The organism is Arthrobacter sp. 01N442 (genome assembly GCF_056399345.1).
This window is the reverse complement of sequence record NZ_JBFTRD010000002.1, coordinates 76,099-101,712: the sequence shown is the minus strand read 5'-3', so window position 1 is coordinate 101,712 and position 25,614 is coordinate 76,099. Positions and strand designations below refer to the sequence as shown.

General features: G+C 66.9%; 21 protein-coding genes. 8 read left to right on the top strand and 13 right to left on the bottom strand.

From position 1 onward, the window contains the following. Window positions 1-47 precede the first annotated feature (47 nt). Window positions 48-1,565 carry a MocR-like transcription factor YczR gene (gene yczR / locus AC1DNC_RS02820; RefSeq protein ID WP_476861048.1) on the bottom strand — a complete coding sequence of 506 codons (1,518 nt, stop codon included), beginning with the start codon at window positions 1,563-1,565 and terminating at the stop codon, window positions 48-50. Between the two features lie 61 nt (window positions 1,566-1,626). On the opposite strand from yczR, the gene yczE reads away from it, so the two are divergent. Then, window positions 1,627-2,292, top strand: coding sequence for a membrane protein YczE (yczE, locus tag AC1DNC_RS02815; RefSeq protein ID WP_476861047.1), 666 nt, complete (start codon window positions 1,627-1,629; stop codon window positions 2,290-2,292). A gap of 73 nt (window positions 2,293-2,365) precedes the next feature. On the opposite strand, the gene AC1DNC_RS02810 is transcribed toward yczE, so the two are convergent. From AC1DNC_RS02810 to AC1DNC_RS02780, 7 genes are all read right to left on the bottom strand, one after another. After that, window positions 2,366-3,217, bottom strand: coding sequence for a DNA-formamidopyrimidine glycosylase family protein (locus tag AC1DNC_RS02810; protein WP_476861046.1), 852 nt, complete (start codon window positions 3,215-3,217; stop codon window positions 2,366-2,368). After that, window positions 3,210-8,312: an Lhr family helicase gene (locus AC1DNC_RS02805; protein WP_476861045.1), complete on the bottom strand. Its 5,103-nt coding sequence runs from the start codon at window positions 8,310-8,312 to the stop codon at window positions 3,210-3,212. The genes AC1DNC_RS02810 and AC1DNC_RS02805 overlap by 8 nt, the downstream gene beginning before the upstream one ends. Before the next feature lie 100 nt (window positions 8,313-8,412). After that, a complete protein-coding gene (locus AC1DNC_RS02800) occupies window positions 8,413-9,075 on the bottom strand; it encodes a DUF4232 domain-containing protein (RefSeq protein ID WP_476861044.1) in 663 nt (220 codons plus the stop codon). A gap of 131 nt (window positions 9,076-9,206) precedes the next feature. Continuing rightward, window positions 9,207-9,989 carry a YcnI family copper-binding membrane protein gene (locus tag AC1DNC_RS02795; RefSeq protein WP_476861043.1) on the bottom strand — a complete coding sequence of 261 codons (783 nt, stop codon included), beginning with the start codon at window positions 9,987-9,989 and terminating at the stop codon, window positions 9,207-9,209. A 148-nt stretch (window positions 9,990-10,137) separates the two neighbouring features. Beyond that, complete coding sequence (locus tag AC1DNC_RS02790; RefSeq protein WP_476861042.1) at window positions 10,138-10,773, bottom strand: hypothetical protein; 636 nt, start codon at window positions 10,771-10,773, stop codon at window positions 10,138-10,140. A gap of 224 nt (window positions 10,774-10,997) precedes the next feature. Beyond that, complete coding sequence (gene ppsA, locus AC1DNC_RS02785; RefSeq protein ID WP_476861041.1) at window positions 10,998-13,427, bottom strand: phosphoenolpyruvate synthase; 2,430 nt, start codon at window positions 13,425-13,427, stop codon at window positions 10,998-11,000. Between the two features lie 148 nt (window positions 13,428-13,575). Beyond that, entirely contained in the window at window positions 13,576-14,394 is an 819-nt protein-coding gene (locus AC1DNC_RS02780) for a pyruvate, water dikinase regulatory protein (RefSeq protein WP_476861040.1), read from the bottom strand. 121 nt (window positions 14,395-14,515) lie between these two features. Here AC1DNC_RS02780 and AC1DNC_RS02775 point away from each other — a divergent pair, with 121 nt between their 5' ends. After that, window positions 14,516-15,370 carry a carbohydrate kinase family protein gene (locus AC1DNC_RS02775; RefSeq protein ID WP_476861039.1) on the top strand — a complete coding sequence of 285 codons (855 nt, stop codon included), beginning with the start codon at window positions 14,516-14,518 and terminating at the stop codon, window positions 15,368-15,370. 28 nt (window positions 15,371-15,398) lie between these two features. On the opposite strand, the gene AC1DNC_RS02770 is transcribed toward AC1DNC_RS02775, so the two are convergent. Together AC1DNC_RS02770 and AC1DNC_RS02765 are read right to left on the bottom strand one after the other, a co-directional pair. Further along, complete coding sequence (locus AC1DNC_RS02770) at window positions 15,399-16,016, bottom strand: hypothetical protein (RefSeq protein ID WP_476861038.1); 618 nt, start codon at window positions 16,014-16,016, stop codon at window positions 15,399-15,401. Window positions 16,017-16,137: 121 nt separating this feature from the next. Then, window positions 16,138-16,464, bottom strand: coding sequence for a DUF1905 domain-containing protein (locus tag AC1DNC_RS02765; RefSeq protein WP_476861037.1), 327 nt, complete (start codon window positions 16,462-16,464; stop codon window positions 16,138-16,140). 192 nt (window positions 16,465-16,656) lie between these two features. Between AC1DNC_RS02765 and AC1DNC_RS02760 the strand changes: the two genes are divergently transcribed. Next, complete coding sequence (locus AC1DNC_RS02760; protein WP_441418987.1) at window positions 16,657-16,803, top strand: lmo0937 family membrane protein; 147 nt, start codon at window positions 16,657-16,659, stop codon at window positions 16,801-16,803. A gap of 167 nt (window positions 16,804-16,970) precedes the next feature. Next, window positions 16,971-17,714: an SGNH/GDSL hydrolase family protein gene (locus AC1DNC_RS02755; protein WP_476861036.1), complete on the top strand. Its 744-nt coding sequence runs from the start codon at window positions 16,971-16,973 to the stop codon at window positions 17,712-17,714. Window positions 17,715-18,162: 448 nt separating this feature from the next. Here AC1DNC_RS02755 and AC1DNC_RS02750 read toward each other — a convergent pair whose 3' ends face one another. After that, entirely contained in the window at window positions 18,163-18,702 is a 540-nt protein-coding gene (locus tag AC1DNC_RS02750) for a DUF3105 domain-containing protein (protein WP_346958968.1), read from the bottom strand. 156 nt (window positions 18,703-18,858) lie between these two features. Continuing rightward, complete coding sequence (locus tag AC1DNC_RS02745) at window positions 18,859-20,046, bottom strand: TDT family transporter (protein WP_476861035.1); 1,188 nt, start codon at window positions 20,044-20,046, stop codon at window positions 18,859-18,861. 106 nt (window positions 20,047-20,152) lie between these two features. On the opposite strand from AC1DNC_RS02745, the gene AC1DNC_RS02740 reads away from it, so the two are divergent. Further along, on the top strand, window positions 20,153-21,106 hold the full coding sequence (locus tag AC1DNC_RS02740; protein WP_476861034.1) for a LysR family transcriptional regulator: 954 nt from the start codon (window positions 20,153-20,155) through the stop codon (window positions 21,104-21,106). A gap of 89 nt (window positions 21,107-21,195) precedes the next feature. On the opposite strand, the gene AC1DNC_RS02735 is transcribed toward AC1DNC_RS02740, so the two are convergent. Then, window positions 21,196-21,813 (bottom strand): GNAT family N-acetyltransferase, encoded by a 618-nt coding sequence (locus AC1DNC_RS02735; protein WP_476861033.1) that lies wholly within the window; start codon window positions 21,811-21,813, stop codon window positions 21,196-21,198. A gap of 627 nt (window positions 21,814-22,440) precedes the next feature. Between AC1DNC_RS02735 and AC1DNC_RS02730 the strand changes: the two genes are divergently transcribed. The 3 genes from AC1DNC_RS02730 to AC1DNC_RS02720 all read left to right on the top strand — a co-directional run bounded on the left by AC1DNC_RS02730 (window position 22,441) and on the right by AC1DNC_RS02720 (window position 25,450). Further along, a complete protein-coding gene (locus tag AC1DNC_RS02730; RefSeq protein ID WP_476861576.1) occupies window positions 22,441-22,722 on the top strand; it encodes a pyrophosphorylase in 282 nt (93 codons plus the stop codon). Window positions 22,723-22,791: 69 nt separating this feature from the next. Beyond that, a complete protein-coding gene (locus AC1DNC_RS02725; RefSeq protein ID WP_476861032.1) occupies window positions 22,792-24,861 on the top strand; it encodes an alpha/beta hydrolase in 2,070 nt (689 codons plus the stop codon). A 91-nt stretch (window positions 24,862-24,952) separates the two neighbouring features. Further along, window positions 24,953-25,450 (top strand): hypothetical protein, encoded by a 498-nt coding sequence (locus tag AC1DNC_RS02720; protein WP_476861031.1) that lies wholly within the window; start codon window positions 24,953-24,955, stop codon window positions 25,448-25,450. Window positions 25,451-25,614: the final 164 nt, after the last annotated feature.

The following is a 25,614-nucleotide window of genomic DNA, read 5'->3' as shown; positions in this document are numbered from 1 at the left end:
GAGTCGGCAGGGAACCGTCGAAACGGACCGACCCGAGGAGCCCAGGCTCAGGCGATGGCGGCGGCCGGTTGGGCGGGGAGGTTCCGGCGCAGGTGCGGGGAGCGGTCGAGGCGGTCCTGGGCCGCGCGCAGCGCCAGCACCGCGGACTCCAGTTGCTCCGGGGGCAAGGTGAACGGCAGCCGCAGGTAGTACTCGAAAGCACCGCCGACGCCGAACCTGGGGCCGGCCGCGAGGCGGATCCCGAAGTCCGGGGCGACTACCGCGAGGGCGGTGCTGACCGGCGCGGGAAGTCGGCACCAGACGGACAGCCCGCCGTCGGGCCGTTCAGGTTCCCAGTCCGGAAGATGCCTGCCGAGCAGTTCCAGAAGCATCTCCCGGTTGCCGCGAAGCGCGGCGAGCCGGGCCGGCAGCGGCTCGGCCAGGTTGTTGACCAGGTGCGCCGCGGCGAGCTGCTCCACCACCGGGCCGCCCAGGTCCAGGGTGGTTCGGGTGGCGGCAAAGCGCTGGATGAGGGGTTCGCTGGCGCGGATCCAGCCGGTGCGTAGTCCCGCCCAGTGCGACTTGCTGAGCGAACCGAGGGACACCACGGCCGGGCTGAAAGCGGCCATCGGAGTGGAGCTGGCGCCGTCGAGGTTCAGCTCCCGCAACGTCTCGTCCACCACCAACACCGTGCCCGACGCCGCGGCAGCCGCCACGAGCCGTCGCCGCTGGGCATCGGGCATCAGCCGGCCGGTGGGGTTGTGGAAGTCCGGCACCACATAAGCCATCGCGGGCCGCTGCTGCCGGAGCGTCCATTCCATTGCTTCAAGGTCCCAGCTCGGGCGGTGCGGTTGCGCGCTGCCGGGCTGTGTGCCGCCGGGGTGAGCCGCGGGCATGGCCACCGTCACGGTGCTGCAGCCCGCGGCCCGGATCGCGTCGAGGGCATTCGGGTAGCTCGGATGTTCCACGAGCACCTTCCCGGCACGCCCGGCAAGGGTCCGGAGCACGATGTTCAGGGCGTGCTGCGCGCCGGAGGTGACCAGGATTTGCCCGGCAGTCGTCGGCACCCCGGCCGCGGTATAGCGGGCAGCGATCGCCTCCCGCAGCGGCCCCACCCCGAGCGCGTCGTAGCCGAAGCCGGGCAGCAGCGCCGGCAACTCCGTCAGCGCGGCGGCAAAGGCCCGGTGCACCACTTCGCCGCTCGCGGGCAGGGAGGCGTAGGCCAGATCCAGGATTCCGTCGGGAACCGCCAACCCGGGTGCGCCGCTGAGCCGCTGGCCGGCGTCGTTCGCTCCGGATTGGGCCGGGCCGTGGCTCGGGATGCAACTCCGGCTCCGGCTGCCCTGGCCGCTGCTGAGGAACCCCTGTTCGCGGAGCAGGGCGTAGGCCGCCGTAACGGTGGTCCGGCTGATGCCGAGGGTAGCTGCCAGGGACCGCTCGCTCGGCAGCGCGACGTCGAGCGCGACCCGCCCGTCGAGGATGAGCAGACGGACGACGTCGGCCAGCTCACGGTAGGCGGGCGAGGCGCCGACGCTCCACGCACCCAGCAACCGCGCCAGGGAGATCGGATTCAGGGAGCCGGACATAAAGCCAGTATTTCAAACTGGCTATGGATTACAAGGCCAGTTTTCGGGAAGGATGGAGGCCATGATGACCCGCAGACTCCTCCAGCTCCTGATCGGCCTTGCCCTGTACGGCGTCTCGCTCGCCATGGTCATCCGCGCCAGCCTTGGGACGGCGCCGTGGGACGTCTTCCACCAGGGGTTGGCGGGACGGACCGGCCTGAGCCTGGGAACGGTGGTCATCATTGTCAGCTTCCTGGTGCTGCTGCTTTGGATTCCGCTCCGGCAGTGGCCTGGCGTCGGTACGGTGGCCAACGCCGTGCTGGTGGGCGTCTTCGCCGACCTCGGGTTGGCGCTGATCCCGAAGTTCTCGCACCTGGGCGGCCAGATCGCGCTCCTGGTCGGGGCCGTACTGCTCAACGGCGTGGCCTCTGCCCTTTACATAGGCGCCCGCCTCGGACCGGGTGCGCGGGATGGACTGATGACCGGACTTGCCCGGCGCACCGGGTGGCCGGTCCGGGGCGCGCGGACCGGCATCGAGGTAGTGGTGCTGGGCGCCGGCTGGCTTTTGGGCGGCTCGGTGGGTGCCGGGACCGTGCTCTACGCGCTGGCTATTGGCCCGCTGGTGCAGCTGATGCTGCCGTGGTTCACCGTCCCGGAGCGCCAGTCTGCGACTGACGCAGAGCTCGAAGGGGAGGCGCCGCCTGAATCGGAGGCCGCCGTCGCCGGCGCCTCGACTCCCGCGACGTAGCCCCGCCGTCGCAAACCCGCCGCAGCTGGGATACTACGGCGGGAATCCTACCGCCGACCTTTCCCGGCACACCTCACGGCGTCGCCTGCGAAGCGCCGAGCAACGGCTGGCACGTGGGGCAATAGTAGATATCCCGTTCCTCGGTGCCGGTAGCTTTGGCCAGGACGCCGCGCCGGATGGGGGTGCGGCATTTGAGGCAGGGCTGGTGCTCGCGCCGGTACACCCAGTAGCCAGGCCGCCCGGCCGTCCGGCCCACGGGGACACCGCGGGAGTTCAGCACTGTGACCCGGCGGCCGGGGCCGAGGTTCGCCGTTAGGAGGACCTTCGCATCGGTGATCATGGCCGGCAGGTCGGGTACCTCCGAGACTGGGGTGGCGGGGTGGACGCGGGACAAAAAGCACGCCTCGCAGCGGTAGATGTTGCCGATGCCGGCCAGGTTGCGCTGGTCCAGCAGCGCGACGCCGATCGGCACCTCAGGCGCGGCGAGCAGGCGGCGTTCGGCCTCGGCCATGTCCCAGTCCGGGCCGAGCAGATCCGGTCCGAGGTGGCCTACGACGGCGGCCTCTTCGGCGGTGGGGATGACCTCCAGCAGCCCCAGGGAGAACCCGACGGCGTCCGCCGACGCCGTGCGGAGCACACAGCGGGCCGTGAACCCGGGCTTGCGCCAGCGGCCGCCGGGCGGATAGACCTGCCAGGTCCCCTCCATCTTCAAATGCGAGTGGATGGTGAGCCGGTCCTTCGGGGCCGGGCCGGTCACGCGCATCAGCAGGTGCTTGCCGCGGGGGACCACCTCCTGGACGGTCCAGCCGCCCAGTTTGAGGGTGGCGAAGCGGGGCACCCGGAAGTCGGACGCCAGTAGCTCCTTGCCGGCCAGCGCGGCGTGCAGCTGCGCCGCGGCGCGGAAAACGGAATCTCCCTCAGGCACGGATCCTCAGTCCCTTCGGGGTGGAGTAGGCGCCGGCCTGGGCCAGGGCGGCGGCAATGGGAGTGTCCAGGATGCCGTGGCCGTTGACTTTTTCCATGATCAGCTTGTCGACGGCGCCCCTGGTGACCACGCCCACGAGGGCCGTGCCGGCGGCAGCAAGGACGTCGGCGTCGGCGCTGAACGCCAGCAAGGTCTTCCCGCCGCGCTCGACGTAGAGGACCAGGGCGCCGTCAACCAGCACCACCAACGCACCCGCCTTTCGGCCCGGCCGGTGGCCGGTGCCAGCCTCCTCGTTCAGCGCCGGCCATGGCAGCGCGGCGCCATAGGGGTTGGCGGGGTCCGTGGAGGCGAGGGCAAGGGTGACCGGCTCGGCCTTGTTCAACTGGGCGTCCTCGACATAGGACCGCAGCCGGTCCACCGTGGCCGGCACCGCGAACTGGGCCGCGCCAAGGTGCTCGATGAAGTAGCCGCGGCGGCAGCGTCCGGCTTCCTCGAGCCGGGCCAGCACCTTGTACATCAGTCCGAAACCGCCCAGGATGTTTTCCGCCATGACCGATCCCCGAGTGACCACGCCGTAGCGGTCGAGCAGGAGTTCCGCAGTGGCGCGGGCGTGGATGGTGGGGTCCAGTTCCGGGGCTGGCAGCGCCGACCAGCGCCCAGCGGCGAGCGGCGGCGTGGGCGCGGCGCCCGTGGTGGAGCCGTACCGACCGCCGGTGAGGCCGGGCGAGCCGAGCAGGCCGGTGCCGTGGGCGCGTCCCAGCCGGCTGAGCCTGGGAGCGCGGGCCCGCGGGGCACGCCCCACTTGCCGGTGCGCGGTGTGGCCGCCGGCGATCAGGGCCCGAACCGGGGCGAAGGTATCGCCGGTGATGCGGCCGGCCCAGGCCAGGTCCCAGAGCGCCGAGACGACGTCCTGGTCGCTGAGGACCGTGTCCATCCCGCCGGCGATGTCGGTCAGTTGCCGGAAGAAGTAGCCGCCGCCGTTGTTCTGCAGGTGGTCCAGGAGCCGCTGCTGCGCGTCGCCAGGCTCGAAATCGAGGGGCGGGTTCAGCGTCAGTTCGGCCGAATCGGCAAGGTGCAGGCTGATCCAGCCGTCGTTTCCGGGCAGTGATCCGGCCCCGGACCAGAGGACCTCGCCGGCGGCCATGAGCTCGTCGAGCATGGCGGGCTGGTAGTTGGAGACGCGGCTGGCCAGGACCAGGGGTTCCCAGGCCGACGCCGGAATCGGAACGCCGGAGAGCTGGTCGATGGCGGTGATGATGCCGTCCAGCCCGCGCAGCGCCGACTGTCCCCTGCTGCCGGGGGTGCGCACGTTCTGCCAGGCGGGGAGGAACCTCCCGTACGCGGATGCGTCCACCGGCTCGACCTCGGCGCGCAGCGCGGCCAGCGAGCGGCGGCGGAGCTTGCGGAGCACCTCGGCATCGCACCACTCGCTGGCCCCCGCCGGAGGTAGAACGGTGGTGGCCGCCGGGGCCGCGGTGTCCGAAGTTTCTCCGGCCGCCCCGTCTTCCGATGCCGGGGCATGGGGCCGGAATTCGCCCTCGACGGCGCGCCCGTCCGCGGCCAGCCGCTTGAGCGCGGTGCCGACGACGGCGACGCCGAGGCCCAGCCGTGCGGCGGCCTCATCGGCGGTGAAGGGCCCGTGGGTCCGGGCGTAGCGCGAGACCAAGTCGCCCAGCGGGTCCGCGACGGGTTCGATGAAGGCCAGCGGCACGCCCATCGGCAACGGGACGCCGAGGGCATCGCGCAGCCTGGCGGCATCCTCGACGGCGGCGAACCGCTCGGTGCCGCCGATGTTGACCTTGATCGCCCGGTTGGCCCGTTGCAGCGCAGCCAGGTGCGCCGCGGCCTCGGCGCTGTCTGCCGCGGCTTTGATGGGCTCGGCCGCCGTCACGGGCTCCGGCTCCGCGCCGGGCGCGGACTCCACGCCAGCCAAGCCGTCAGCGGCCGCGGCATCCGCAGGCTGCGCCGCAGCCTCCGCCCCCACCGCAGTCTCCACTGTCCCCGCCACGGCCGCCGCCGCCGCGGCTTGGTCGGGCTGGACCGCGGCCTCGAGCCGGGCCGCGACTTCGTCAGCGGTGAGCGGGCCCAGCAGGCGGAGCAGGTCGGCCACGCCTTCCAGCCCGCGCATCCGCCGGTCCGGGGCAAGGCGCTGCAGCTCACGCTCGGTGGCCTCGATGACCTTGGCGTCGAGCAGTTCGCGCAGCTCCACCCGGCCGAGCAGTTCGTTGAGCAGGGTCGAGTCCAGCGCGAGGGCGGCGGCCCGGCGCTCGGCGAGCGGGGAATCGCCCTCGTAGAGGAACTGCGCAACGTAGCCGAACAGCAGCGACTTCGCGAACGGCGAGGGCTGCTGCGTGGTGGTCTGCAGGATCCTCAGTTCGCGCCGCTCAATCGAGGCTGCAATGTCTTTCAAGGCCGGAAGGTCGTAGACGTCCTGCAGGCATTCGCGCACGGTTTCGAGCACGATCGGGAAGGTCGGGTACTTCCGGGCGACATCCAGCAGCTGGGCCGAGCGCTGCCGCTGCTGCCAGAGCGGCTGCCGTTTGCCGGGGGTCTGCCGGGGCAGCAGCAGGGCCCGGGCGGCGCACTCACGGAACCGGGAGGCGAAGAGCGCACTGCCGCCGACCTCGGCGGTCACGATCTGTTCCAGTTCCTCGGGCTCAAACAGGAACAGTTCGGCCCCGGGCGGCTCGTCCTCCATCATCGGCACGCGCAGCACGATGCCGTCGTCGGCGGCCATCGCCGAGCCGTCCATCCCGTAGCGCTGGTGCAGCCGCTGGCCCACGGCGAGGGCCCACGGTGCGTGCACCGGCATCCCGAAGGGGCTGTGCAGCACCACGCGCCAGTCGCCGAGTTCGTCGTGGAAGCGCTCCACCACCAGGGTCGTGTCGCTCGGAACCACCTCGGTGGCGAGCTTCTGCTCGGCGAGGTACTGGATCAGGTTGTTGGCCGCGAAATCGTCCAGGCCGCTGGCCTTGCAGCGCTCGGTTGCCGGGCCGACGTCGGACGCCGAAAGTTCGCGCACGAACGCGCCGAGGGCGCGGCCCAGGTCCACCGGCCGGCCGAGGGAGTCGCCCTTCCAGAACGGAAGCTTGCCGGGCTGGCCGAACGCAGGGGAGACGAGGACCCGGTCGTGGGTGATGTCCTCGATCTTCCAGCTGGTCGCGCCGAGGGCAAAGACGTCGCCCACGCGGGACTCGTAGACCATCTCCTCGTCGAGTTCGCCGACCCGGCGGCCGCCCTTCGCGGGGGAGGCCTTGGCGGCGGGCTTGCCGTCACCCGAGCCGCCGGACGAACCGGTGCCTTCGGCCTCGGTGCCGATGATGTAGACGCCGAAGAGTCCGCGGTCCGGGATGGTGCCGCCGGAGGTGACGGCCAGCCGTTGCGATCCGGGGCGGCCTTCGATGGTGCCGGCGTTGCGGTCCCAGACAATCCGGGGCCGCAGTTCGGCGAATTCGTCGGAGGGGTAGCGCCCGGCCAGCAGGTCCAGGGTCGCCTCGAAGGCGGAGCGCGGGAGGGAGGCGAAGGGGGCCGAGCGGCGGACTGTGGCGAACCATTCCTCCACGTCGATGGCCCCGAGCGCGGTGGCGGCGACGGTCTGCTGGGCCAGGATGTCCAGGGGGTTGGCCGGGACGTAGAGCCGTTCGATCTTGCCGTCCAGCATGCGTTCGACGGTGATGGCCGTGTGGACCAGGTCCGCCCGGTGCTTTGGGAAAAGGACGCCCTGGGAGATCTCGCCGACCTGGTGTCCGGCGCGGCCCACCCGCTGCAGCCCGCTGGCCACGGAGGGCGGTGATTCGACCTGCACCACGAGGTCCACGGCGCCCATATCGATGCCGAGTTCCAGCGAGGATGTGGCCACCACGCAGCGGAGCCGGCCGGATTTCAGGTCGTCCTCGATCAGGGCGCGCTGGTCTTTGGAGACCGAGCCGTGGTGGGCCCGGGCCAGGACCGGGTCGGCGCCGGCGGTGCTGCCGGCCTGGGCCATCATGTGCGCGGGCGTGGCGGTGGAGGAGGGCAGCGAAGCGTCCGGCACCGGAGCCGCGCCGGATTCGTCCCAGCCGCCGCCGGCGGCCATCAGCTGGCGTTCGACGTAGATTTCGTTGAGCCGCGCGGTGAGGCGTTCGGCGAGCCGGCGGGAGTTCGCGAACACGATGGTGGACTGGTTGGCCAGTACCAGGTCCACGATCTTCTCTTCGACATGCGGCCAGATGGACGCGTGCGGCTGCAGTCCGGACGCCGGACCGGAGTCGAAGGCCCCGGCCGCGGCCTGGAGATCGGACATGTCCTCGACCGGAACGGAGACCGTCAGGTCCCAGGTCTTCTTCGACGGCGGCGCCACGATCTCGACCGGTGCGGAGCCCGCGAGGAACTGCGCCACGAGTTCCTTCGGCTCCACCGTCGCGGAGAGCCCGATGCGCTGGGCGGGCTTGGGCAGCAGGGCGTCGAGGCGTTCCAGCGAGACGGCCAGGTGCGCCCCGCGCTTGGTGCCGGCGACGGCGTGCACCTCGTCCACGATGATCGTGTCCACCTCGTCGAGGGTCTCGCGCGCTTTCGAGGTAAGCATCAGGAAGAGGGACTCGGGCGTGGTGATCAGGATGTCCGGCGGGTGGCTGAGCAGCGAGCGGCGGTCCGCCGCCGTCGTGTCCCCGGAGCGGACGCCCACGGTGATCAGGGGGGCGGGCAGGCCGAGGCGCTTGGCGGTCTGGGTGATGCCGATCAGCGGGGCACGCAGGTTGCGTTCGACGTCGACGCCGAGGGCCTTGAGCGGGGAAATGTACAGCACCCGGGTTTTCCGCTTTGGTGCCTTCCGACGGGCCGGCTTGGCGGCGGCGTCCAGCCCGGGCAGTTCGTCGGGTTCGGCGGGTGCCGAGACCAGCAGCCGGTCCAGCGCCCAGAGGAAGGCCGCGAGGGTCTTGCCGGAGCCAGTCGGTGCCACCACCAGGGCATGCGCGCCGGAAGAAATGGCATTCCAGGCGCCGTTCTGGGCGGGTGTGGGCGCGGAGAATGCGCCCAGGAACCACTCCCGGGTCGGCCGGCTGAACCGGTCCATGGCCTCGGCCGCGAGTGTGCCGCCGGCGAGCTCCTGACCCTTCATTCCTCCATCATGCCTTATGGGGCAGACAGTCTTAGCCGGGGCCATTTGGCGCGGCGGAGGGGTGGCGCCCCCATGCGGTGGCGCCGCCCTGAGGCGGAGGCTACGCCGCGGTGAACGCCGCGATTGTCAGGAGTTTGATCGCCGACTCGCGGCAAGCGTCCTTGGGTACGGGGACGAACAGCGATGCCGTGTCTTCCGGCGGGTAGACCCGGAAACCGGCGGCCGGCGTACGGGTGCAGTCGGAGTAGTTGCCCGCCTGCGTGTAACGCAGGGTGGCTTTTCCGGACTGGCCCGGGGCGACCAGTACGTCGGCGACGGCGGTGGAGTCGTCGCGCGTCGCCGCGGCACCGATGGGAGCTCCGTTGGCGCCGGCGGTGAGGGACACTCCCGCGAAGCCCTTGAGCAGGCACGGCTCAGTGCCCGAGTTCTTCAGGATCAGCTGCATGTAGACACTGCCGGCCGCTCCGCCGCCCCTGGCGTCAAGGGAGGGCTTGAGGTTGGCGGCCTTGCACCGGGCCGGACCGGTTGCGGGGGAGGACGAGGGGGCGGCAGCGGATGACGCCATGGCAGCTCCGCCGGACTCCGTCGTGGTGGGGCTGGCGGTAGTGGACTCGCTCGGCGCGCTGGCAGAGGACGACGGCGAGGTGGCGGTCGCGGCGCCCTGCGGCTGGCTCGGGCCGCAGCCGCTGAGCAGCAGCGCGACCGCGGCGGCCGCGGTCACGGAAGTAATTACCAGTTTGTTCTTCATCTGCTGAGGCCTCATGGCACAACTTTGATGTTGCACGGTTGCCTGAGTCAACGACGCCACGACGAAGGGCCCAGATTGATGCCCGGATTGTGATTTCCGGGCACCAACCTGGCCTCTCAATCCGCCGAGGCTTACGCCGCGGCGGATTACTCCTTGGTTGCGGCGCCGGAGGCCGGAACCCGGGCAGCGGCGGGTTTGCGGCTGCGGAGCAGCGCGAGGCCGCCCAGCATCAGGCCGCCGACGCCGGCGACAAGGCCAGCCCAGCTTCTGGCCTGGCCGCCGCCGTCGTCACCTGAGGCGGAAGGGGTGCCCGCCGCCGGGCTGCCGGCTGCCGCAGCCGCGTGGGCGCCGTGCCCGTCGGTCCCCGCGACCGCCCCGGTGACCGTGACGGACGGCGCCGGGCTCTTGACCGACTCCTCGTCCTGGCCATCCTTGGGGATATCGGTCCACTTGGTCTGTCCGTGCTCGCAGTCCTGCAGGGTGGGGAAGTAAAGCGTCTTCCCCGGGGTGTCCGGCAGTTTCACGGAGAGCACCAGGACATCGCGGAATTCCGGGTTCAGCGGGGACTTGGCGGTGTAGACGATCTGGCTGGTGCGCTTGGTGATGGAGGAACCGTCGGCGAGTTTCTTCGGTTCGGGGAGTTTCTCCGTGACCTTGGCCGCGGTCCAGTTCGGGTTCACCGTGGGCTGCGCATCGTTGAGTTCCGCGGGCAGGGTGATGGTCATTTTCGTGGTGCCCGAATGGTCGCAGCCATGCGGGATGGCGAAGCTGAGCAGCGCGTAGGAGTTGGCCGCGGTCTTGTCCGGGGTCGCTTCGACGTGGGCCGATGCTCCGCTGATGCCGGCGAGCATCAGGGCTGCCGTCCCTCCGGCAGCGGCGGTGGCGGAGAGGGCGCGGCGGAAGGTGGACTTGGGCTTTGAGGTATTCAAAACAGGTGCCTTTCAGGCGGGTGCGCGGCAGGGTAGGGCGGCGCACGGAAACGGGGAGGCTCGGAAGCAGTAGGCACGGCACGGCTGCCCGCCGTGGCGGATGCACGGAGACTAGGTCGGGCAGGAGCGGCCGCAGCCGGAAGGAAAGTTAGGGAAAGGCGACGACGGCGGGCGGCCCGCGGCGGCAATCGCGCCGGAGGTTGCGCCAGGGCAACGGAATGGCGCCGTCGGTTCGGGGCGGAAGGACGCGTGCGGCCGCCGGACGCGGCGATACCGGGGCCGGGAGCTGGACGAGCGGGCGGAGCCAGGCGGCGAGGGCCCAGAGCGCATCCTCGCCCCTGGCCAGGAGCAGGCTGCAGGCGAGGGTTGCCAGGGCGTGTCCGATGAGCATGGACAGGGCCAACGCGGAGTCCAGTTGGTGGAGCTGGAGGTGGTCCGCCGGAATCGGAATTGTGCCCACGACGGCGTGGTGCGCGTGAGTGGCGATTGCGCTGTTCACTGCGCCCGCGGCGGGCCCCCTGTCCGGGGCGCTGAACGCGGCGAAGGCCTCATGGAGTACCACCTGCCCGGCGCCGAGCAGGCCGGTCATGGCGAAAAGGTTCAGTTTCAGGCGGGTGGCCGTGGTGGTAACCAAGCCGGTGAGGGCCAGGAAGGCAAACAGGATGGCGGGGGCGGGAAGCTGGCCGCCGGCGACGACGTGCGCTGCCGCGGCGAGGGCCACAATCGTGGTCGCGACGATGGCCGAGCGCAAGGCGTGGAAGGGTGCCCTGGCGGCGGTGCGCATGGAACACTCCCTTCGCCGGCGGCGGCCATTGTTGCTCCCGCGGGCGTTCTGCCGGCAGGGGGTCGTTCCCTGATTCTACCGGCGATTTCTACAGCGCTACGAAATCGCGCTTACTGCTACGGCGGCGGCACCCAGGTCCGGGGACCTGGGCGGCACCCCGGTCCGGGGACCGGCCGGGGACCGGCAGCGGCGCCCCGGGTTTCAGACCGGGGTGCCACCGGTGCTTAGTTTCCGGCTGCGACGCCGGCGGCAGCGACGGCGTCGGGACCTGCGGACGCGTCCGCAACGCCGGCGAGCCGGATCCAGGTGTCCACCACGGTGTCGGGGTTCAGCGAGACGGAATCGATGCCTTCGGCGACCAGCCATTCCGCTAGGTCCGGGTGGTCGCTCGGGCCCTGGCCGCAGATACCCACGTACTTGCCGCGCTCCTTGCACGCCTTGATGGCCATGCTGAGGAGCTTCTTGACGGCAGGGTTGCGCTCGTCGAAGCTGCCGGCGACGATGGCGGAATCCCGGTCCAGGCCCAGGGTCAGCTGGGTCATGTCGTTGGAGCCGATGGAGAAGCCGTCGAAGTAGTCCAGGAACTCCTCCGCCAGCAGCGCGTTGGACGGCAGCTCGCACATCATGATGACCTCGAGGCCGTTTTCGCCGCGGCGAAGGCCGTTTTCCGCGAGCAGCTCGATCACGCCGGCCGCCTCGTCAATGGTGCGCACGAACGGGATCATCAGCTTGACGTTGGTCAGGCCCATCTCGTTGCGCACAAAGGACAGCGCCTCGCACTCGAGGTCGAAGCAGTCCCGGAAGGACGGTTCCAGGTAGCGGGAGGCGCCGCGGAAACCGATCATCGGGTTCTCTTCGTGCGGTTCGTAGGCGGGGCCGCCCAGCAGGTTGGCGTACTCGTTGGACTTGAAGTCGGACATCCGCACAATCACCGGCTCCGGCGCGAAGGCCGCGGCGATCGTTGCCACACCCTCGGCGAGGCGCTTGATGTAGTAGTCGCGGGGGCTGTCGTAGGCGGCGATGTGCTCCTGGATTTCCGCCAGGACCTCCGCGGGCTGTTCGTCCAGGTTCAGCAACGCCTTGGGGTGGATGCCGATCTGGCGGTTGATGATGAATTCCAGCCGGGCCAGGCCCACGCCGTGGTTGGGCAGCTGGGCGAACGTGAAGGCCTGCTCGGGGGTGCCGACGTTCATCATGACCTTGACCGGCGCCTCGGGCAGTTGGGTGATTTCGGTTTCCTCGACGCTGAAGTCCAGGAGTCCGTCGTAGATCAGCCCGGTCTCGCCGTCGGCGCAGGAGACGGTCACCTCGAGCCCGTCGGTGAGGGCGTCGGTGGCGTCACCGGTGCCGACGACGGCGGGAATCCCCAGTTCGCGGGCGATGATCGCCGCGTGGCAGGTGCGTCCGCCGCGGTTGGTGACGATGGCGGAGGCGCGCTTCATGATCGGTTCCCAGTCCGGGTCCGTCATGTCTGCCACCAGGACGTCGCCGGTCTTGAACGCGGCCATCTGGTCGATCGCGGTGAGGATCCGGACGCTGCCGGCGCCGATGCGCTGGCCGATGGCGCGGCCCTCGACCAGGACCCGCCCGGATTCGTTCAGCCGGAAACGGCTCAGGCTGCCGGAGGTCCGCCGGGACTGCACGGTCTCCGGACGCGCCTGCAGGATGTACAGGCCGCCGTCGACGCCGTCCTTGCCCCATTCGATGTCCATCGGGCGTCCGTAGTGGTTTTCGATGGCGACGGCGTGGCGGGCGAGCTGCTCGACGTCGTCGTCGGTGAGGCTGAAGCGGTTCCGCAGGGAGGCCTCCACCGGAACGAAGTCGATGGTGTGGCCGATTTCCCGGTTGCTCGTGTACGTCATCTGGAGTGCCTTCTCGCCCAGTCCGCGCTTGAGGATGGCGGGGCGGCCGGCCGCGAGCGCTGGCTTGTAGACGTAGAACTCGTCCGGGTTGACGGCCCCCTGGACTACGGCCTCGCCCAGGCCGTAGGAGGAGGTCACGAAGACGGCGTCCTTGAACCCGGACTCGGTGTCCATCGTGAACATGACACCCGAAGCGCCGACGTCGGAGCGGACCATGCGCTGGATGCCCGCGGAGAGCGCCACCTCGGCATGCTCGAATTTGTGGTGCACGCGGTAGGCGATGGCCCGGTCGTTGTAGAGGGACGCGAAGACGTCCTTGATGGCGGCCAGGATGTTCTCGATGCCGCGGACGTTGAGGAAGGTTTCCTGCTGGCCGGCGAAGGAGGCGTCGGGGAGGTCCTCCGCGGTCGCGCTGGAGCGGACGGCCCAGGAAAGATCGTCGGAGCCGCCGTGCTTGTCCACCAGCTGCTGGTAGGAGTCGCGGATCTGCGCTTCGAAGTCCGGCAGGAAGGGCGTCTCGCGCATCAGGGCGCGGATCTCCTGGCCGGCTGCCGCCAGGGCCGTCACGTCGTCGGTGTCCAGTCCCACCAGCCGGTCGGCAATCTTCTGGTCCAGTCCCGAATCGGCCAGGAAACGGCGGTAGGCGTCCGCTGTCGTGGCGAAGCCGTCAGGCACCTGGACACCGGCAGAAGTCAGGTTCTGCACCATCTCACCGAGGGAGGCGTTCTTGCCGCCCACCCGGTCCAGGTCCTTGAGTCCGAGTTCTGAGAACCACAGGATGTCCGTCGTCATGGTTGCTGCTCCTTTGCAGATGGTGACATGCCGTAATGCGCCCCGCGTGGGGCGGCGCTGGTTGATGGGCGCAAGTCCTGTTTACAGTGACAGGTCGGCGCCGGTGTTTCCACACGATGTGGTCCACGCAACACTTGTGAAGGCCGCCTCAGTGCTTGAGGTTCATCTTCTGGAGGATGGTAGCTGCCATCTCCTCCACCGAAACGCTGGCCGAATTCAGATAAGGAATTCCGTGCGACACGTACAGCTGTTCGGCGCTGCGGAGCTCGAAGCCGCACTGCCGTAGCGACGCGTAGGGCGAGCCGCGGCGGCGTTCGGTGCGGACCTGGCTCAGGCGCAGCGGGTTGGTGGTGAGGCCGAAACACTTCGACACGAAGGGCCGCAGCGGCTTGGGGAGTCCTTCGCGTTCGAAGTCCTCGTCCACCAGCGGGAAGTTCGCGGCGAAGATGCCGTGTTGCAGCGCGAGGTACATGGTGGTGGGCGTCTTGCCGCAGCGGGACGGGGCCACCAGGATCACTTGCGCCTTTTCGAGGGCGCGCAGGCTCTGGCCGTCGTCGTGCTCCATCGCGTATTCGACGGCGGCCATTCGGGACTGGTAGCGGGCGGCGTTGCCGAGGCCGTGGGCCCGCCCCGGTTCCCCGCTGGCCTGGGCTCCCAGGGCCTGCTCCAGCTGCCCCACGTGGGTGCCGATTAGGTCCACGAGAATCCCCTTGCAGGTGGCCAGCGCCTGCCGGATATCGCTGCCGACGGCGGTGGAGAAGACGATGGGTTGCAGGCCCGTGGCGGCGAGGTTGTCGATGACTTTGACGACGGCGCGTGCCTGGGCGACGGTGGTGATGAAGGGGACCGTGATGCGGTCGAAGTCGTTCTCGGGGAACTGCGTGAGCAGGGTGTTGCCCAGCGTTTCCGCGGTGATGCCCGTGCTGTCCGAAAGGAAGTAGACCGGGCGTGGAGCGTCATTGGTCATGAACGCATTGTGCACCAGGGAGGGCCCCGCGGTCTTCCATGACGCATGCCTCCAATGCCGGGCGCGCCCCTGAGGTGGATGCCTTAAGGAGGTTGTGCGTGCCGCTGGCTAGGCTGAGGACATGCGCACTTCTCCGGTGGTCGCCGTTTGTGGCCCCGCCTCCTGGAACCACCTGATCCTCCTTGACCACCTCCCCGAACCTGTTCCGCACATGCAGTTTGCCCGGCGCGCCTGGCATACGGTCGGAGGAACGTCAGCGGGGAAGGCCTTACATCTGGCGGATCTCGGCGTTGACGTGCGCTTGTTTTCGCCTTTGGGCGCGGACGACGCCGGCGGCCGGGTGCGCGATGCCCTCGCCACGGCCGGCGTCGCCGTCGAAGCTGTCACGTCTGATCGCACCGAGCGTCACGTCAACCTCATGACTGACGCCGGAGGCCGGGTATCTCTTTACGTTTCTGTTCCTTCCCCGCCGGCGGACGAAGAACTGGACGTTGCCGCCGCGGCAGTGGCCGCGGCCGACGTTGCCGTGATTGACCTGAGCGAATTTGGGGCGTTGTTACTGGGGCGTGGGGAGGTCCGGCAAACAGCGTTGTGGGTGGACCTTCATGACTTTGACGGCTCGTCCGCGTTCCATGAGCCGTTCCTGCGCGCAGCGGATACCGTCTTTATGAATGATGACCGGACCGGCGATCCCTGGGAGCTGATGCGCTCTTGCCTCGCCCGGGGGCCCCGACTGGCTGTGTGCACACGCGGGGCGGAAGGCGCCATAGCGATGGAAGCGGACGGGACCCGGCATGAGGTCGCGGCCGTTCCCGCGGAGGTAGTGGACACAAACGGTGCGGGCGATGCGTTCATGGCCGGCTTTCTGGCGGCGACCTTGCACGGTGAGTCCATTGCGGACTCCCTCAAAGCGGCTGCCGTCCAGGCCCGCGTCGCCATTGGGAGTGAGCATCTGCACCCGGCCCTCGGGCGTTGATGTGTGATCCGTCGTCCGAGGGAAGGGCTTAGAGGCCGGCCGGGAACGTAAACTTTGCGGGCAGCGGCTCCGGAGCCGTTCCGTGGAACAGGACCACCTCATCGTGGGCTTTCAGGACGACAGCCTGGACCGGCCCCGCCTGCTTGACGCCGTTCACCGCAACCGACCAACCCGTTAGCGCTGAATGCGCGGTGCCGGGCATTCCGGTGCCGTCCAGGACACCCCACTCGGTCAAAAGCTGGCCGAGGGTATAGGTTGCGCCGGCGACCGGTGCCTCGATGTGGATGATGCCTGTCTCGTCATGTGTGTGCAACGCCGAGATGCCGTTCGGCTGGCCGGCCGCGGTGAAGCTGAAACCAATGTCCGCCGGCACCGCAACAGGCTTGCCGTCCACGAAGACGTCCAGATGGGCGTGGAAGTGCTCGGCTGCGCCCTCCTCGGTGAGGACAGTCAGGCCTGCCGCTTTGATCCGTTCGGCTCCGCCCGCGGTGTTCAGCTCCCAGCCGGAGGCCGGGGCCGCGGCCGCGGAGGAGGTGGCGCTCGCAGGCGGCACGGTCGGGCTCGGAGCAGGGGCGGCGGTTGAACATCCGGCGACGCTCAAGCAGGCAGCGCCCAGCACGGCAGAGACCGGGAGGAGTTTCTTCATGGGCTTCCTTCATTCAGCAGCGGGGGCGCAGTGGTATGCGGGAGGAGTCGTGACGTCCTAGCCTACGTGGAAGGCTTAGTGGCGACCCGCGGCAGAGCTTGTCAGCAAGCTTTTCCGCGCCTCACACAGTCGGGCCGGTGCCGTTGGCGGCCCGGCCGCGGCGGGGAGCCACGCTCATGGCGACCGTCACGGTGTCGCCGTCGCCGAACCGTTCCTTGGCGCGGACGTCCTTTTTCACCGGCAGCACGTATTCGCCGTTGCGGGGCAGCAGCGAGGTCTCCCATTCGGTGGCGCCGATTCGGACACTCACCGGGATGGCGCCCCATCCGTAGGTGGCCGCAGCTGCTTCGGCCCGGACGTAGTCACACACCTCTGCGGGCAGCGCTAGCCAGTAGAAGGGCGCCGGCCCACGCCATTCGAACAATTCCGCGCTGAAGGTCGAGTCCACGTCAAGAAACGGTAGTGGTGGGACATAGGGTTTTCAACCTTTCGGAGCCGGCATCGGGAGCAGGCGCCTGTAGGTTTTTACCCATTTTCAAGGAAGCGATCCGGGCATAGGGTGAAGCCACCACACGACATCTGGTGGGGGCTTCCGCCGGACTCAGCATTTGCATCCGCGGACGAGTCAAGGGAGATTCTCATGTTGCTTTGGATAGCCATCATCATTGCTGTTCTCTGGCTTCTCGGGTTGATCGGGAACATTGGTGGCGGGTTTATTCACCTGCTCTTGGTCATCGCCGTCGTGGTCCTGATCTTCCACTTCATCCGCGGCCGGTCGCGCACGTAGATACGGGTCGACGTTTCCCGGCCGCAGACGTGGGGCTGTGGCCGAGTCTCGTGCATCTTGCTGCTTATGCTGCCCGTCCAACACGGCCGGCACAGGGTGGTTGAAAGACTTTTTGTTAGGGTGGTCACCTCGACAGCGGCCCCCTAATCACCCCAGGACGAAGCTTCTTGAAACCACGTTCACGGCACTCCCTGCAAATCCTGCTGGGGGTCGCAGCGACAGGACTACTGTCTGCTGCGGCCCATGTCACCGACCCGGCAGCGTTCCATCTGTTGGACCAGGGGCACGATTCAGGGCCGCCGGCGCAGGCGGGGTCCACCGGGGGATCCCCCTCTGCCGCGCAGGTTGTCGTCATCGGAGACTCGCTGAGCACAGGGCACGGAACGAGTCCGGCCATGGCATGGCCCAATCTAGTTCAGCACGACACCAGGGGAGGGCAGCATCCTCTGGCCATTCGCAATGCCTCAGTTAATGGCAGCGGTTACGTCAGTAACGGCGACGGCGGTTCTACGTTCCTGACTCAAGTCGAAGGAAGCGTTCAAAAGACGACCCAATTGGTGTTGGTTTTCGGATCCGAAAACGACATGGGCGCGGACAAAACGGAGCTGAAACGGGCCGTCGCCAAGACACTGGCCGAGATTGATGCCAAGTCACCGAATGCCAGAGTTGTGGTGGTGGGACCCCCGTCGTACACAAACGCACCCGAACCGTCGCGACTCCAGGTGCGCGATGAGGACCGGGCTGCAGCGGCCGAGGCGGGGGCCGTCTTTGTAGACCCCATTGAGAACAAATGGATCATGGGACAGGCTGACAAGCTGATCGGACCCGACGGCGACCACCCAAGTGTGCAGGGACAGCACTATCTGCAGGCGAATATGGAGAAAATCATCCTAGGCAACCTTCCGGGATAAGCGCACAAGAGCGCTGGCCAGGGTGCGTATGCCGGGAACGACGGCCGTGCACCTTGAGTTGTCTTGGGTCGCACCATCGTCTCCTCTGCTGCGACTGCAGTTCAGGAGCCGCCGTCATGCCTGCCGGTCGGTGGACTGCTGCCGCGTCGAAACGCGTGCGTAGCCGATCAGTTTCGCCATGCTGCCGGGGTGTCTCATAACTAATGGTGAATACACCGGTTCAGCCAGATGGTTTCGAGACATAGTTACAAGAACCGCATGTATCCGCGAGTTGCTCGAAAACCAACGAACTTTCGACCCATGTGACTTTTAGTCGGAGTTGGCGGTTAAATCGCAGTTTAGATTGGCGGTTTGTCGTCCCGCCCGGGAGCCATCAACGGGTGAGCGGCAGTGCATGGGACAGCGCGTGTTGGGGGCTGACCGGTCGAGCGGCGGTATGTCTCCTGATTTATCCGTTGACTCCGCCGCTGCAGGTCTCGCCGGGTTCGGGTGTCTGCGGACCCTGCTGAAATGCTTTGATGAATGCGAACAGCCGCGGATCTGCCGGGTCTGTGACGCTTAGTTGTTTTCCCCAGGCGGTTGCTTCGATGAGGGATCCCTGTCCGGGAAAGGGACTGACCAACACGTGGCTCTGGTTGGTTGCAAGCCGGGCGAGTTTGGCGATGTCATCGGCGGGAAGCCCGGGTTGGTAGCTGATCCAGACGGCACCGTGTTCAAGGGAGTGCACTGCCCGGGTTTCCTGCACGGGCCGGTCGTAGGCTCCGCAGTTCGTCCACACCGGTGAGTGGTCTCCGCCGACGCCGGGACGTTGCGGATAGGTCACCGCGGTCTGGACGTGGTTCCTGCTCAGGCCGGCATAGCTGATGACTCCTTCGATCATGGTCGGGCCCTTCTCTGCTGACGGGGTCGGTTGACCGCTGCCGTTTGCGGTGAGCCCGTAGGTGAGCGCGCCGGCTGCGAGGAGGAGTGGCACGCCGACGGCGATCAATGGCCGCTGCAATCGGGCGGGCGACCTGGACCCTTTTGTGTTGGTGGGTGAGCGTTGCTGTGAACCGGGTGTTGTCCGGGGTTTCATGAGGCCACCCTCGGGCGCTGTTAACGGTTGCTTGTTTGCGTGACGGGTTGCTGGTCCGCTGCGGCCCGCCTACGGTGCGGTCGTTGCGGGCTTCTGGAAGAGGGTGCCTTCGAGGATGCTGCCGTGGAAGGTCCGCGCGACGACGATGATCCACGCGGCGACCAGCAGGGTGTAGCCTGCGACGGCCATTGCGTCGAACACGGCGAGGTGGGTGTGGGCGGCGAGGCCGGTCAGGCCGGTGACGCAGGTTCCGATGGGGAAGGTGAAGGACCACCAGGTCAGGGAGAACGGCAGGCCCTGACGGGCGGTGCGGATCGTGATGGCGGTTGCGAGGGCGGCCCACATGAGCGCGAAGCCCAGAACCGGCACCCCGTACAAGACGCCGAAGGCTTCCATCGCCCGGGCCAGGGTCCCGGACACGGCGAGGTGGGCGTTCCCGCCCAGGAGGTTCGCGGCGGTGATGGACTGGCCCAGCGGGCCCAGCACGATCCACAAGGTGGGCACTGCCGCGGCGGCCCCGATCTTATGCCCGGCGAGGCGGTTCCAGATCAGTGTGGTGATGATGATGGAGGCCAGCAGGCTCAGTCCGAACATCGCGTAGCAGCCCATCAGCAGGGTCAGGCGTGCTTGCCCGGCCGGGATGTAGGGCAGCAGCAGGGCCCCGGTGGAGGCCGAAACCATGGGCGGGACGACGGGCATAAGCCAGCCGCCGAACGCACTGTCCTGTGTGACCTGGTGCCGGCTGAACTGCAGGTACGGGACAGCGACGGCGCTGGCCAGCCCCAGCAGGGTCCCGGCGATCCAGAGCACCGTATCGATGCCGAGTGCCAGCTGTTCGCCCAGGACGTCTTTGCCCAGCAGCAGGGTACCGGCGCCGACGGTGAGCAGCGCCATGGGCGGTGCGCCGTAGAAGTGCGCCATCACCGGATGGCTGTGGTGGCTTCGGGCGGTTTCCCGGTGCCGGATCCAGTGCACCCCGGTCGCGGCACTCAGCAGGATCAGCAGCAGGGACGCCAGAGCCCAGACGACGGTGGCGCCAGTGCGCAGGCCGGGAAACTGCAGGGGCAGCGTCGCGGCGGCAGTCGCGACGATCCCGGTACCCATGATGGAGGCGAACCAATTCGGGGTCAGGTTCGCGAACAGCTCCGAGGGCCTATCCAGACGGCGCAGGACGCGCCGGCCCCCGGTGCGGCCGCCCCGGGTCTGTGCCGGTGGTGTGGCGTGGTGTTCGTCGGCGGTCAGCAGCAGAGATTCCATACCTTCCATGCTCCCGGACCGGGACCTGCCGCAGTAGGGGGCATACACTTGTCAGGGTACAAGCCGGACTTGTACCACATGTGACGTTTCTGAAGGAGATTCCCCGATGCTCAGCCCCCGGATACCGGATCTCTCCGCCCTGGAAATGCTCGCCGCGGTCCATGATCTGGGATCCCTCTCCGCCGCCGGGAAACATCTTGGACTGTCCCAGCAGGCTGTCTCCTCCCGGATGCGTTCCCTGGAGTCCCAGATCGGATCCGCCCTGCTGACCCGGACACCGCGGGGATCCACCCTGACAGAATCAGGTGCACTGGTCGCAGGGTGGGCGGCGGAGGTCCTCGCAGCCGCGGAACGCCTGGACGCCGGAATCGCCTCGCTCCGATCCGACACCGCCCGGCAACTAAAGGTCGCGGCCAGCCAGACCATTGCCGAACACCTGCTGCCGCTCTGGCTGGTCGCGCTGCGCCGCCAGCAGGAGAGCCTCGGACTCGTCCCCACCGTCGTGGAGCTGACGGTGAACAACAGTGAAGCCACCGTAGCCCTGGTCCGATCCGGTCAGGCAGCCATCGGCTTCATCGAAAGCCCGCACCTTCCCCCGGACCTGAGCGCAGCGGCGGTACAGAACGATGACATGGTCGTGGTCGTCGCCCCGGACCACCCCTGGGCCCGGCGCCGGACCCCCGTCACAGCAGCCGAACTGGCTACAACCGCGCTGGTCACCCGGGAACACGGCAGCGGAACCCGGGACGCCCTCGAACACCTGCTCGCCACCGCAGGGGCCCCGTCCCTGGCAGATCCGCTGGTGGAACTCTCCACGACAGCTGCCGTCCGCTCCGCCATCGCAGCCGGCACAGCCCCCGGAGTACTCAGCGCACTGGCCGTCCGCGACGACCTCGCCCTGCAACGGCTCATCGCCGTTCCCGTCCGCGGGCTACCCCTGCGCCGCACCCTGACCGCCCTTTGGCAGACCGGCCCCACACCACCGCCCGGACCGGCCCGTGACCTGGCAGCCATCGCCGCCAGAGCTGTCCCGGGAGCCGGCACCCGCCGTAAGTCATGAAACCAAGCGACTTCGCTGTGACTCGCGGCGATAAATGGCGGTGTTTTTACGGCGCTGTTTGTCGCATCGTTCCGCGCGGAAGGGATCCCCTACTGGGATAACGGGAGCAGTGTGAGATTCGGGCTTGAATCCGTACGCAGTCTCGCGTGGGTCTCGACGTCGAAGCGTTCAGCACCGTACAGCAGCTTCTGGCGCTCGATACCTTCCGGGATGAAGCCGGCACTGGTGGCGACCTTGCACGAAGCGAGATTGTTGACCCGGTGCCCTAGCTCGAGGCGGAAGAGGCCGTCGTCGAACGCCGCTGCGGAAATCGTTGCAAGGGCACGCACCGTATAGCCGCGGCCACGGGCCGCCGAGGCGAGCCAGTAGTACGCCCAAGCAGTTCCGTGGCGCCGGTCAATGGCTGATAGTCCTACATTGCCCACAGCAGCACCATCGATCGTGATAGCCCAGTTTCGCCGGGACTCTGTGAACGGAAGCTGGTCACCGATGTAGTCACGCGCCTGATCGATCCTGGCTAGATCCGCATTGCCAAATTGCGTCTTTAGGTCCGGGCTCTGCCGGTTTGCCTCACACAGCGCTGGTGCATCTTCAAGCGTCCAAGGGCGAAGTTCGACGGTTATGGCTCCTATCGTGCCCGACGAATGACGAAGACCACCAATTGCCCGTAAGCCGATCCCCTTACGGACACCGGAACCGGTCGCCATCGGTGGATCTATGTGTCTCATAACCTCAGTGCCTCGAAACCCTAGGGTTTCGAGACGTCAAGATCCTCTGGTCGAAATCCCACCGCACACCGGACGTTCGGCTTTTTCGGGCCACCTCAGCAATAGGTCGGGAGCGAACGTGTGACTGAAGTAGCTCGCGTCATGGATGCTAACGGTGGCGTCTAGAGACTCGAGCTCCTTAGTAACAGCAACTCTTACGGCATTGATCGAGTCCCGAGGAGAACTTATCTCTTGCACTCAGGATGTGGCTTGAGAAGCCACCACGATCATTCGCTTTCAATTCAGTCCCTTCGCCGTGTCGTGATGTTCGATACGGCCTCGATGCTCTCTGGATACAGTCAGCATCTCCTCATCATCTTCTGGAAACCGTCGCGGGCAAACGTCGCCATGGGTGAGACTGTAGGCGGAGGCGCTGACAAGGTTTGGGACTCAGCCCTTCTAGGTTCGGGCGCCCGCGCGGGTTCGAGCCCCGGCGAGGCATGCGGCACCAGCGACAAGATATTACGCCATTTGTTGGATTTATTGGTTTAGTGTTGATAGTGACGGGCATTCCCGGCCCCGGCGGTGATGCCGTCGGCGGTTTATATTTTCACTTTGGGGGTTTCTATGTCGCGTGTGTTGTCTACTGAGCAGGCCAAGGCTGCTATTGGTCAGGTGCAGTCGATTATTTCTAGTGGGTTTACGGATCAGATTTCGGCGTTGGATGCGCAGGGTCGTGTGCTGTCGGATCCGAATGTGTGGGATGGTCCGTTGGCTGCTGAGTTCCGTGGTTCGACGTGGCCGGAGACGAAGGCGGCGTTGGATAAGGCCAAGGAGGAGTTGGAGCAGTTGCGGGGTCAGTTGCAGAAGATTTCGCAGGATATTTTCTCTGCTGGTGGCGGGGCGTAATTGACCTAGGCGGATGGGCCAGGCGGCCCTTCTCAGCAGTTTGTAGGGATGTCATTGGGGGAGTAAGCATTGGGCGTTTCGTTTGACGATAATGCTGCCGCGTCTTTGGTCAGGGTTGCCCGCGATGTGGATGGGCGCCTCCGTGATGAAGGCGTGTTGCGTCATGGTGCGGTAGAGATTGCGCTGGAGGACTTCGCTGGTGGGTATGCGGACTTGTTCAAGGAGGCTGCCTCTATTGAGGCTGAGGATCGTGGGAAGCTGGCTTCCGTGCTTGACGGTCTTGCCGGACAGGTCGAAAGAGCGCATCGAAAAGCACGGGAGGAACGCGACCGCCAATCCCGACTGGATGCTTGGCGGGAGCGGGAGGCCGATCGTGAAAGCAGGCGCGTGAACTTCGTCGGCGACGTCGGCACCGCGGTAGAGGGCATCTTTGATCCAAAACCCTCGGAGACGCCGGTCGCCCCGCCAACCATTTCGGCTGTCTTTTCTCCCAGGCAACGCAACCGCACCTCAGGCGGTGGATCTTCGAACGGGAAAAGTTCTGCCGTTCCGGACCACCTCCGCACGTTCGTGGCCCAGTCAAGGGCGGGTATCACAGGCATGCAGCAAGATCTCATGCGGCTGGGCAACGCGTGGGTGTCGTTCACTTCCTCTTGCTCCTGGGTTCCGCTCGGGTCGAATTCCTTCCTTGGCGGTTTTGAGCGGCTCCTGGCCGAAAACGCGGCAGATGCTTATTGGATTGAACACATCGCCGATGCATTCACCGCAGCCGGCGGAGGATCACTTTCACACGCTGCGCTCGATCTAGCCGGTACTGGTTTCGCACCGTTGAGCGACCAGGAACTGTTACATGCACTTTCATCCCTGACCGCAAAGGAGCTGGCCGCCATGTCGGCGGCCTCTCCAGCGCTGAAGTCACAGATTCTGTTGATGAACCCAACAGAGATCCACTCGTGGTGGACGGGACTGAACCCGCCCCCGGGTGTCGAAACCCAGTTTTCTGTCCGGCAGGACCTCCTATTGAGACAGTTCCCTACGGTCTTAGGAAACCTAGAAGGAATGCCCTACAAAGCCCGGGACTATGCCAACCAGACCGCACTTACGGCTGCGGTAGCCGATGTGAAGACCCAAATCGCCCAAATACAGGCGCTCGTCGGCGAAACGACCGTGGGCTACGGTGGGGTGCCCCCGGTAGTGGCCGTGATGAGGCAATCACTCATCGACCTACAGAAGCAGCTCGACGTGCTGAACAATATACGAAAGGCGCAATTTACCCCTGAGGGCTGGGAGAAGCGGCACTTGATCTCCTTCACCCAGGACAAGCCCCCTTTGGCCGCCGTGTCGATCGGTGACCTCGATACCGCGAGCAGTATCACCTATGCGGTTCCTGGCATGGGCACCACCGCAGGCGACATGACGGGGTGGACGAAAGTAGCCCAAAACCTCCAGGACCTGCTTCCCGAGGGAAGTGCTGTGGTGTCTTGGATCGGGTACGAGACACCTCCCGTGCCCGCTCTGGAGAACAACATCGACGTCGGCGTTCTTGATGTGAACCGAGCAGTAGCGGGCGGGCAGAAACTCGCCGGGGCGCTCGGCGGACTGGCCGCAGTCCGCGGTGAGAGCGCGCCGCAACTCAATATTGTGGCTCACTCCTACGGGACGACCACGGCAGCAGTGGCACTGACGCAGCCGGGCATCCGGGTGGATAACTTCATCACGCTCGGTTCAGCAGGGCTGCCCGACAACGTCCATACCGCATCTGACCTCAACGCAGAACACATATACTCCGGACATGCGCGCGACAAGATCCCTGGTGAAACGGAAAGCGGAGACCAGTGGGCCTGGACCGGCCGGGAAGGCAGCCGCGACCACCACGTGAATCCGATGGAACCTGAGTTTGGGTCCCGCGCCTTCGGCACTGATACCGGCGGTGACGCCGGACCACCCGTCGCCGACCACAACGCGTTCATGTCTGAGGAAGGTGGACCGGTAGGGTATTTCGACCGTGACACAGAATCACTACAAAACGTCGTACGGGCTATAACCGGCGCAACGGACGACATTACCCCGTACGTTCCGTTGGGGCCGACTGACCTGCAAAAAGCCCTACTGGAAGGACTGTCAAATGCCAGCGGCTAAGACGCATAGAAGGATTCTCACGGCCGCAGCGGCCGTGCTGATGATGGGAACGGCCTTAACCGCATGCGCTGACAAGGAGCCAAACACGACGATGTCAGACAAGTCAACACCGGAAAAGACAATCAGTGCCAGAGAAGGGCGAGATCGCGTGGTCGAACTCGTCATCAACACCACCAAACAGCTCGACGTCACCGGCTGGTGGCCCCGCAACGGCGTCGCCGGAGCACAGGAGTGCACCCTCGGAACAGGCGAAAAGGGGGCCAGCTACGGTTATGACCACTGGGCAACGCAAGGAACTCACCATGTTGAGGACGCCAAACGCGTAGCCGAATATTGGAAATCCCTCGGCATGACCGTGCGCACCGTAAATCCGTCGACACACCCGACTGTCTTCGCGGAGGGCGGTCCCGTCCTTCGGGCAAGCTTCGACACGAATGCAGCTGATAAATCCTACCGAGTGGGTGCCACCGCCCCCTGCTCGCCGGGCGATGCTTGGGAGCTCAACGTTGCGGATCAGGCCGAGCGGGATCAGGGCAAAAAATTCCCCGGGGACGAAGGCGTTGTCGTTCGAAAAGACCCGCCACAATAACTGGTCAAAAACTTAGACATGCTCAGAAGGGGTTTCCTTGTCGAGGAAAACGCCGTACAGGTTGGCTCGGTCATTGAGGTTGGTACGCCTAAAAATCACAAGCGACGCACCGTACCCTTCCCGCGCTCTTGATTGGGGTAAAGCAAAGGCCCCTGCTTCCCTTC